The following is a 10,325-nucleotide window of genomic DNA, read 5'->3' as shown; positions in this document are numbered from 1 at the left end:
TGATCCCGATCACCCGGCATAGTCATGCCACCTGGTCGAACGGATCAGCCAATTTTGGGGCGACGCAAAGAGTTTCGCCGCCACATTGTGAGGAGTAAGTTGGAATGAAGTACGTGAACAACAAGGTGATGGCCGCGCTACTCGGCGTAACCGTGCTCGCATCTGCCCCCGTCGTGGCGCAGGACAAATCCGGCACCAATGTCGGCGAAGACGCGGGCGAGCTGAACGAAAGCGGGAAGCTGGTCGAAAAGGCCGCGCTCGGCTATCGCCTCGCCGAATATGCCCGTGCCGCCGAAGATCCGCAGGCGATGCTCGTCGCCGCGCGCATCCTCAAGGGTATCTCGCTGCGCAGCAGCGACAATACCGGCGAGATCGTGGCCGAGGGCGATGCCAAGCCCGAGACCGGCAAGGCTGCCGCGGCGGTCACCGCCGACACCCTGCTCGACGAAGCCGCCGCGCTCGCGATCGACGACGACGACCTGCTCGCGATGATCGAGGACACCCGCTCGGCCGAAGCCAAGGGCGCGACCAACGGCCCGATCTCGATCAGCCGCTGGGTCCCGAGCTCGACCGCGTGGAACGTGGACTTCAACGCCCGCGGCGGCGAACCGCTGCTGGTTGCCGCACGCCGCGACAGCGCGACCCCGGTCGACATGAAGGTGTTCGACGAGAACGGCTACCTCGTGTGCCAGGACATGAGCCACAACGTGGTCATGCGCTGCCAGGTCAACCCGGCCTGGACCGGACCGTTCCGCGTCCAGCTGATCAACCATGGCGGCTCGGGCTCGGGTGTCCAGCTGCTGACCAACTGAGCCGAACCGGAAGGGGCACCGTTCATTCGAGCGGTGCCCTTTCGCACCATCCTGCCGCTGCTCCGGGCGGCCCATGACCATCCCCAGTACGGGAACCCGATCGATGAACCGTCTCGCCCGCTACGCCCTGTTGCCCCTCGCCCCGCTGCTGATAGCGGCGCAGGATCCCGGCGAGATCGAGATCGAACCGGTCCCGCCGCCCGAGGAATTGCGCTCCGAGGCCTTCGTCGCGGCGCAATACGCACAGATTTCCAGCGCCGCCGCCGCGGTCGACAAGGTCACCGCGCGCTTTTCCGCTGGCGATAACGCGCTCGCGCAACTCGAACAGCAGCGCGACGAGAAGCTCGCCGAACTGCAGGCGATCGATCGCCAGTTCACCGCGCTGATCGAGCGCGGCGACCAGGTCAGCGAGGAACAGCGCCGCGAACTCGCCGAGCGCCGTCGCAGCGTGCGCGAGGAAGTCACCGCGATCGAGGACCGGATCAACACCGATTTCCCGCAATATTTCGAATTGACCCGGCCCAAGCCGCTCGCGATCGCGCAGGCGCAGGCATTGCTCAACGAAGACGAGGCGATGCTGGTCGTGCTCGTCGCCGACGACGCGTCCTATGTCTGGGGCCTGACCCGCGACAAGGCCGACTGGATCCGCTCCGAAGCGATGAACGAGAAGGCGCTTGCCGAGGCGGTCGCTACCTTGCGCTCGAGCATGGGGGTGAAGGACACCCGCTCGGGCGGCGTGATCGACCAGACCGAGGGCGAGGAACAGACCGATGCGGGCACGCTGGTGTCCTATGCCGCGCGCCCGTTCGACCGGAAGCTCGCTTACCGGATATATTCCGAACTGATCGCCCCGCTCGAGGACACGATCGGGGGCAAGGAAGTGCTACTGACCCAGGTCAGCGGCGCACTCACCGCATTGCCGCTAGGCCTGCTGGTCACGAGCGACCCCGAAGGTCGCGACGACGATGCCAATGCCTTGCGGCGTACCGACTGGCTGATCGACGATTACGCGCTCGCCGAACTGCCCTCGGTCTCGAGCCTGCGTGCGCTGCGTTGCCTGCTGATCGCGCGTGCCGAAGATGCCCACCCGGGCTGCGAGACCGCTTCGGGATCGTCCAATTACGCCCGAACCGCGCGCGCCGGAGTGGCGCTTGCGGGCTACGGCGCACCGACCTTGACCGGCAACCCCGCCACCACCGAGAACGCCGGCGATGCCGAGAAGGCATATGATGGGCAGCTCGCCGACACCGAGGCGCTGCGCGGCCTGTCGAAGCTCCCGCATGCCAAGATCGAGCTCGAGAATCTCGGCAAGACTTTCGGCAGCGCAGCGAAGATCGTCACCGGGGACCAGGCGACCGAAAGCGCGGTCAAGCAGAGCAAGGAAATCGAGCAGGCACGCTTCGTCGTGTTCTCGACCCACGGCCTGCTCGCGACCGAGGTCGGCAGCGTGGCCGAGCCGGGACTCGTCTTCACTCCGCCCAGCGCCGACGCGAAAAGCGAGACGGACGACGGTCTTCTCACCGCCTCCGAAGCCGCTGCGCTCAACCTCGCCGCCGACCTCGTCGTGCTGTCGGCCTGCAATACTGCGGCTGGCAGCGGTGAACCGGGTGCCGAAGGCCTGTCTGGCCTCGCCCGCGCCTTCCTGTTCGCCGGAGCACGCTCGCTGATGGTGAGCCACTGGGCGGTGAGCGACCGCGCAACCTCGCTGCTGATGCAGAACACCTTCAGCCGGCTGCAGGACGGCGACGTCGCCAGCCGCGCCCGCGCCCTGCAGACCGCTATGCAGGAAGTCCGCAACTACCCGGACTTCACCATGGTCAACCCGGTGTTCTGGGCCCCCTTCACGCTGGTCGGCGAACCGGGGGCATGAAGTGGATCTCGGCGGCGCAACGGGCTCTTGGTCAGGCGTCGCTGCCTGGCTCTTGACCGGGACGCTGCTCTCGCTCTCGCTTGCCGTTCCGGCTGCCGCGGCCGATTTCATCGACTGGCATCCGACCCCGCCCGCCCTAGCCGAAGCTGCTGCGGCGGGAGATTTCGCGACTGCCAAGGCTGTCGCGATCGAAGCCACCGGCGAATGCGCCGAACGGCCCGACTGGCCGCCCGATACCGAGCCCCTGTTCGCGATGCACTGCGCCGGCCCGTTCCTCGACCTATTCGCGCTCGCCGTCGAGCAGGGACAATCGCGTATCGCCGAAACCAGTGCGCGGGTGGTCTACCACTTCTTAACCGGTGAAGCCGCGCCCGACGATCCGCTGCAGGTCCTGAGGGCTGCCGCCGAAGAGGTCGGCCGCAACGAGGAATACCTGCGCTCGGTCCCGTTCTACGATTACTGGGCGCAGCGCGACATCGCCGCGCGTGGCGACCAAGCGACGCGCGAGATCGCCGCGCTCGCACTCGAACATGCGCAATCGCAGCTCTACGCCACTGCCGCCGTGCTGTTCGAACGCCTGCTGTTCGACCGCGGCGCGAGCGCCAAGAAGGCCGATCCGGCCTGGTCGCGGGCGTTCGTGCGTTCGCTCATTCGGAGCCAGCGCAGCGACACCGCGATCGCCTATCTCGATTCCGGAGTTCACGGGCTCGATCCGGGCATCGAAGACAAGCTTCGCGGCTGGGCCCTGATGCAGCAGGGCAGCTACGACAAGGCCGACGACAGCCTGCGTCGCGCCTTCGGCTCGGGCCTGGGAGACCGCGAAACCGACCTCTTGCTAGGGCGATTGCTGCGTCTGCAGGGGCGGCTCGACGAGGCGATGCCGATCCTCGAACGGCTGGTGGGCGACGATCGCGCGGTGATCGAGGACGAAGCGGCGGCCGGCGCACTCGACGACGAGGGGTGGTACGCCGTCAATGTCAGGCTTGCCCGCGCGCTCGGCGAGCTCGGGCTCGTCGCGCTGGCTGGCGGCGACCTCGAGACCACTCGGCGCGAGCTATCCGAAAGCTACAACCGGTTCACCGTGGTGGGCGATTTCTACCCGCCCGACGGCGCCGAATTCTTCGCCGGCCAAGGCGAAGCCGAACTTGCGCGGGGCAACTGCCTAGGTGCCGAAGGAGCCTTTGCGCGGGCGCTCGAGATCGACCTGATCTTCAAGGGCAGGAACTACCCGCTCGTGCCGGTGCGCGAGATCGGGTACCGCTATTGCTCGCCTCGCGAGAACGGCGAAGGGGCGATCATCGATCGCGAATTCGCCGACGCATGGCGCAGCATCGCGGCGACGTGGGATGAAGCACATCCCCAACGCGTTGCCAGCGCAGGCATGCTGGGCACCTATTATCTCGAGGCTTCGCCCCGCCCGCGCCTGGCGCATGCCTTCTTCGCCTCGGCCGCTTCCGGGGCGCAGGCCATCATCGCGGAAGAGGCCGGCTCCGACACCGCTAGGCTTCGCAGCGCTGCCAAGTATCGCCCCGTGTTCATCGGTCAGGTCCAAGCGGCGTGGCAGCTCGGGAATCCCGTCTCGTGAGGACGAGCGCTCTCTGGGCCTGCGCGATCCTGCTCGCCGTGCCTCGTCAGGCCGAGGCACAGGAATTGCGACAGCCGTCTCCCGCACTCGAGGCGGCGATGGGAGCGGGCGATCCCGTCTCGAGCGCCTCTCTTGCCGCAACCGAAGTCGAGTCCTGCATTGCCGAAGCCGGGCCCCAGCCGAACACCAAAGCGCTTGCGCCCTGCGCACTGCTATTGATGGTCGCCGCCCAGCTCGCGCAGCAGGCGGGCGAGACCGTCGATGCACTCCGATTCGGTGAGGCTGCGGCATTCGTCGCGCGCGAGACGTTCGGCGAGGACACCGATATCGAGGCTTATGCGCGACTGGCGCGTGGGCAGGCGCTGCTCGAACTGGGCCGGAACGACGACGCCGAGGCCGAGCTCGAGCCGGCCCTGGCGATCGCCCGGCAATTGTTCGAAGCAGACAGTCCTGAGCTGATACCGTTCCTTGGCGCGCTTGCCCTCGCGCGCTTCACCCGCAACGATCCGGCCAGCGCCCGCGCGCTGTATGAAGAGGCATTGCCGATCGAGGCCGACCCGCTGTTCGCGGCGGATCTGCGGGTGAATTACGCCCGAGTGCTCTATGTCCTGGGTGACACGGAGGCGAGCCTCGACCAGGCACGTAGCGCCGCCGGGGCCTTTGCAGAATTGCTGGGCGAGACTTCTAACAAGACGATCGAGGCGCGTACGGTGGTCGCAAACGCCCTGACCCGGCTCGAGCGGGCGGACGAAGCCATCGGCTTGCTTACTCCGCTGATCGCCCAGCTCGAAGGCCGTAGCGAAGTGGAATGGCTGCTCGCCGACGCACTGCGGATGAAGGCGGTCGCGCTGATCGAGAAATCGGAATTCGCCGCCGCCGAGGAGCTGCTCGAACGTGTCACGAGCATGGTCGATCGGGTCTACGGGCCCGATTCCGGGATGCAGTCGCAGATCGCGGCATTGCTCGCCACGGTGCGGAAGGGTGCCGATGCGCAAGTCGCCGGGCAAGGCGAGTTTCCGGTGCCGCCGTCGTTCTGGGAGCATTTCTACGCAGGTCGCTTTACCGAGGCGATCGCGCTGCTCGATCCGGTCGGCAAGGCCTGCATCGCCGCGAACAGCCCCGACACGATCGACCCGGCGAAGCTCGGACCATGTGCGACACTCGTTGCGCTGGCGGGGCTGACCTATTCGTCACTCAACGAGCTCGAACGGGGACGCAGCTTCGCCGAACTTGCCGTCGCGATCGCGGAGGCGAGTTTTGCCGATCCGTCGCCCGAACTCGGCCTCGCGCTGTTCGTGCGTGGAGCAGTGTTGCAGCAGGGCGGCAGGGTGCAGGAATCGATCGCGCCGCTCGAACGGTCGATGGGCATGCTGGAGGACCAGCCCGACACCCGTTTCGCGCCCATGCAGTTGCTTGCCGCGGCCTATCTACAGGCCGGTGAATACGAGCGCAGCCTGGCGCTCATCCGCGCCGCCACGACGCTCGACATCCCGCCGCTCATGCGGCTCAACTTCACCGATATCGAAGCCCAGGCGCTCGCCTCGCTCGGCAGGCTCGACGAGGCGGAACAGCTCGTGCGCGACGCTATTGCCGGCACCCCCGAAGCCCTGCCCACGACCCGTCTCAAGCTTCAGCAGGCGCTTGGCCAGGTCCTCACCGCGGGGCGCCGGTATGACGAAGCGATCGCGGTCCTCGAAGCTCTGTTGCCGCAAATGCGCGCGACCTTCGGCGAGCACCCGATCACCGCACGTACGCTCGATGCGCTGGGGCTTGCCTATGTCAGCGCGGGCCGCGCGCGCGATGCCACCACCGCGTTCGACCAGGCGCTGACGATCATTCGCGCGCTCGTCGGGGACGACAACCCGCTGACCGGCGTCGCCTACAACAATCTCGGCCTAGCGCTGCTGCAGACCGGCGAAGGCGAGCGAGCCGCGCGCTCGTTCATCAGGGCGGTGGAGATCCTCCAGTTGCAAGAGCCGATCAATTTCGATCTATTCGCACAGGTAGCGCTCAATCTTGGGCGGATGACCGAACTGCTCGATCGTCCCCAAACCGCGCTCGAACTGGCCGACAACGTGCTCGAGATCGTCGCCGCTCGCGCCGAGGGAGACGTTGCGCTCACCGGGCGCGTGCGCGCCGCACGAGCCAGCGCGCTGTTTTCGTTGGGGCGGTTCGGCGAGGCGATCGACGATGTCGCAATCGCGTGGGACATTGCGCAGGGCGATGCGCGCCTCGCCGATGTCGCCGCCGGACTAGCCACGATCCGCGCGCGAGCCGAGGCCGGGCGCGGCGATATCGCGGCGGCGCGGCAGTGGTTCGACGAAGCCGCCCGCCGGGCGGGTCTGAGCTTCACCCGGACCGACGCCAATCGCCTCGCGATCCTCTATTACTTCGCCATGTTCGAACGCGAAACCGGGCGCGATCTCGCGGCGGCGCGCTCGTTGCTGCGCGAAGCGGTGGGCGGCTCGCTCGCGCGGATCGAATCATACGACGATTTCGACGCCGCGGCGCAGCGTGAGATGCGCAGCCTCGCGACCCTGTTTCGCGACCAGGTTGCGATCGTGTGGGCGATCGAGGAGGCGCAGTGATGCGACGTGCGATGATGGCAATGCTCGGGCCGGTGGCAGTAGCTCTCCCGGCTCCTACCATCGCGCAATCGGCTGCGGTCTTCCGGGCCGAGCCCGATTACAGTTTTTCTGTCGAAACCGGGGACGGGGCAGAAGACAAGGCTGCCGCCCTGTGGGCCGAGCTTCGGACCCGTTTCGCCGACGATCCCGATCTCGCGCTCGCCGCCGAAGCGCAGGTGGCGGCCGACCGGGGTGATATCCTCGCCGCGATGCAGGCCCAGTCGGGGGCGGTGGTCGATTGCCGTCAAGAAGCCCGCGACGATTGCGCCCCGCTGTCGCTCGGCTCGGCCGTGCTCGGGCGCTTCTATCGCGATAACAAGGACGTGCTCGAATTCGCGGCACTCCTTTCTGCCGGAGACGAGCCGTCGCTCGAGGCGGCGCAAGCGATCGCACCGGTGGCGATGCGCCTCGAGCTGACCGAAAAGCTCGAGAACGTCCGCGCCGCGAGCACGCTGCGCGAGCGCGCGGTGGCGATCTACGAGGCCGAGGGTGGCGAGGTGCCGTGGGAGCTGATCGCTGCCTATTTCCGACTGTCGGACAATTACCGCAGCCAGCGGCGTTATTCCGAGGCCGAGGCCGCACTCGAAAAGGCCGCGGCGCTGGCCGACGAAACGTGGGATTTCGATGCCGCGGCCAAGGGGGACCTCGCGCTCCAGCTGGCCGAACTCTACGCCGATATGCGCCGCCCGGCCGCTGCCGAGAATCAGGTCGCCAGGGCACGCGCGATCCTCGCACAATGGTTCGAGGCCTATGAACAACTGCCGCTCGAAGCCGAGGCCGCCTATGCCCGCTCGCTGCTCGGTGCCAACCGGCTCGACGAGGCCGAAACCGTGTTCGAAGCGATTGAACGGAGCCTCGACGCGCGCATGGGGTTGCCGTTCGAGCCGGTCGCGGTCCGGCTGATGCTCGACCGCGGGGAATTGCACGAACGCCGCGGCGAGCCCGCTGCGGCCGAGGAAATCTATCGCAATATCGTCACGCGTGCCGCCGCCGCGAAGGTCGAGGAAAGCCCGCTGGTCGCGCGGGCGCTCAAGCGGCTTGCCGGGACACTGCAACGCCAGCAGCGGCTCGACGAGGCCGCGCAAACCTTTTCGCGAGCGCTCGCGATGCTGACGGCAACGGTCGGCAAGGCCCATCCCGCAACCGCCGACACGCTGCTCGAGGTCGGCCGGGTCGATGAAGCCGGCGGCCGTCTAGCCCGGGCGCGCGAAGCCTATGCCACCGCACTCGCCTATCTCGCTCCCTTCCCCGTCGGGCTCGACCACGCGGTCCTGCAGTCGAGGATTGCAGCGGTCGACGCCGCGCTGGACGAGAAGGACGCGTCGCTGGCGCGGTTCGCGCGCGCCGCCGAAGCTTTCGACGAAGCGATTGGCGCCTCGGCCTCCCCCGAACGGGCGCAGGCGCTCCACGAATGGGGTAAGGCCCTGATCCGCTTCCGCCAGCCGACGGCTGGCCATGCGAGGATGCGCGAGGCGCGCGCAATGTTCGCGCAGGTCGCCGATGAAACGAATCTTGCACGGATCGAGGCGCTCGCAGGCGAGGCCGAACTGCTGGGAAGTCGAGATCCAGGCGAAGCCTATGGCGCGATCGCCACGGCCACCCGCGGAGCGGTGCGGCGGATGGAAAGTTACGAGGGCTTCGATCGCGGCGCCCAGGCCGAACTTGCGCGGTTTGCCCCGGTTTTCGCGCGCCATGTCAGGATCGCCTGGGAGGTAGGCAATGCGCGCTAGTCCTGTCCTTGCACTCCTCATGCTGACTGCTTCGCCCTCCATGGCGCAGGAGCAGACCTACCCTGTGCCGGACGCAGCCGCACAGCGCGCCCTGCAACGACAATTGCCATCGGTCATCGGGGCGCTCGAAGAACGCGTGATCGCCGACTGCGAAGCCGCGGCGCTCGGGAGCGCGGCGTGCCTCGAGGTCCTCGCCTGGGCTGCGGGGGAAAGCTGGAGCCGGCGCGAGGCGCGAACCGATTACGCGGCGCGCGCAGTCACCCTCGCCGAAACCCACCTGGCGGCGGACGATCCGCGCCGCGCCACCGCCTATATCGCGATGGCGCGCGCGGTCGAAGGGCCGACCAGCGACAATCTCGATTGCGAAAAGCCATGCCCCGCCATCGTCGCCGCGCAGCCCTGGCTCGATAAGGCGAAGACCGTGCTCGAGGCAGCGACGCCGCGCGATCACCTCGCGCTCGCGCTTGCCTATCGCGAATTGGGCGGAAATCTCTACGCACAGGGCAAGCGTGTCGAGGGCGATGCGCTGACGGACCGGATGCTCGACACGCTCGTCGCAGGATTGCCGGATACCTATGCGCGCCTGCGCCGCGAGATCGACGACCTGATCTACAATATCGAGACCACCGGCCAGCAATATGCGCGTGCGGAGGCCATGCACAGGATGCGGATCGCCGCGACCGAGGCGGTTTCGGGGGAAGGCGCGACTCTGGCCGGCGACTATGCCGCATTCGGCCGCAACCTCGCGCGACAGGGAATGTTCGAGGCTGCGGGGCAAGCACTCGACAACGCGATAGCCCTGTCGACTGTCCATGCCTCGGACGATTTCGAATTCGTGGTTTCGCTGCTGGTCGAACGATCCGTTCTCGCCGAAGCGGTCGGCGAGACGGAACGCGCGATCACATTGATGCAACGCGCAATGGAGCTTGCTGGCGATCGGACCGTAGAAGACGGATTGGGCCTGCCGCTTCGCGTGCGTCTCGGTCGGCTGCTCGAACAGGTGGGCAGGAGCGACGAGGCGCAGCCGTTGCTGGTCGAGGCCTATATTGCCGACCCGGACAATATCGAGACACTTTCGACGCTGGCGCAACACCTCGCCAAGAACGGTGCGCCCGAGAAAGCCGAAACGCTCTATCGCGGTGCGCTGGCGAAAGCCGATGCGGCGACCGGGTTCGATGCCGCGTTCGCCGATCTGAGCCGCGCCTATCTGCGGATGGGGCTGGGCCGTCTGCTGCTCGAACAGGGAAAGATCGAGGAGGCCGAGGCGGAGCTTTCCCAGGGGATCGTCGAATGGCAGCGCACGGTGTCCTGGCACACGGCCTTTCTCGACCTTCGCTTCCTTCTCGCCGAAGCGAAGCTGCGTCTGAAACGACCGGAAGATGCGCTGTCCCAGCTTGCGGCCGCCAGCGCACAGACATCCGGCATGTTCGGCAGTGCCAACCCGCTGCGCATCGACACCGATCGCCGCGCCGCCACCATGATCGACGAACGGCTCGGACTGCATCCGGCCGCGTGGACCTATTACGCGCGCGCAGCCTCGGGCGCGAAGAACCGGATCGACAGCTACACATCGTTCGATAACGAGGCGCAGCGTGAATTGCGCGGCTACCGCCCGCTCTTCCTCCAGCAGGTTGAGGCGGCGTGGCGCTATAGCGAAAGGGGCGTCGACCGATGAGCTGTCAGAATTCATCCGTAGTGGGC

General features: G+C 67.3%; 6 protein-coding genes. All 6 read left to right on the top strand.

The window, feature by feature from the left end; translation table 11 throughout:
- Positions 1–104 precede the first annotated feature (104 nt).
- The 6 genes from T8S45_RS02350 (at position 105) to T8S45_RS02325 (ending at position 10,299) form a co-directional block, all read left to right on the top strand.
- Positions 105–812 (top strand): hypothetical protein, encoded by a 708-nt coding sequence (locus tag T8S45_RS02350; RefSeq protein ID WP_188641453.1) that lies wholly within the window; start codon positions 105–107, stop codon positions 810–812.
- Between the two features lie 103 nt (positions 813–915).
- A complete protein-coding gene (locus T8S45_RS02345; protein WP_322294526.1) occupies positions 916–2,682 on the top strand; it encodes a CHAT domain-containing protein in 1,767 nt (588 codons plus the stop codon).
- 52 nt (positions 2,683–2,734) lie between these two features.
- A complete protein-coding gene (locus T8S45_RS02340; RefSeq protein ID WP_322294525.1) occupies positions 2,735–4,267 on the top strand; it encodes a hypothetical protein in 1,533 nt (510 codons plus the stop codon).
- Entirely contained in the window at positions 4,264–6,855 is a 2,592-nt protein-coding gene (locus tag T8S45_RS02335; RefSeq protein ID WP_322294524.1) for a tetratricopeptide repeat protein, read from the top strand. The genes T8S45_RS02340 and T8S45_RS02335 overlap by 4 nt, the downstream gene beginning before the upstream one ends.
- Positions 6,855–8,624 (top strand): tetratricopeptide repeat protein, encoded by a 1,770-nt coding sequence (locus T8S45_RS02330; protein WP_322294523.1) that lies wholly within the window; start codon positions 6,855–6,857, stop codon positions 8,622–8,624. Before T8S45_RS02335 ends, T8S45_RS02330 begins: the two co-directional genes overlap by 1 nt.
- Positions 8,614–10,299 carry a tetratricopeptide repeat protein gene (locus T8S45_RS02325; protein WP_322294522.1) on the top strand — a complete coding sequence of 562 codons (1,686 nt, stop codon included), beginning with the start codon at positions 8,614–8,616 and terminating at the stop codon, positions 10,297–10,299. Before T8S45_RS02330 ends, T8S45_RS02325 begins: the two co-directional genes overlap by 11 nt.
- Positions 10,300–10,325: the final 26 nt, after the last annotated feature.

The organism is Pseudoblastomonas marina, assembly GCF_034374265.1.
Classification (GTDB): Bacteria; Pseudomonadota; Alphaproteobacteria; order Sphingomonadales; family Sphingomonadaceae; genus Alteriqipengyuania_A; species Alteriqipengyuania_A marina.
This window is presented reverse-complemented; position numbering and strand designations above follow the sequence as displayed.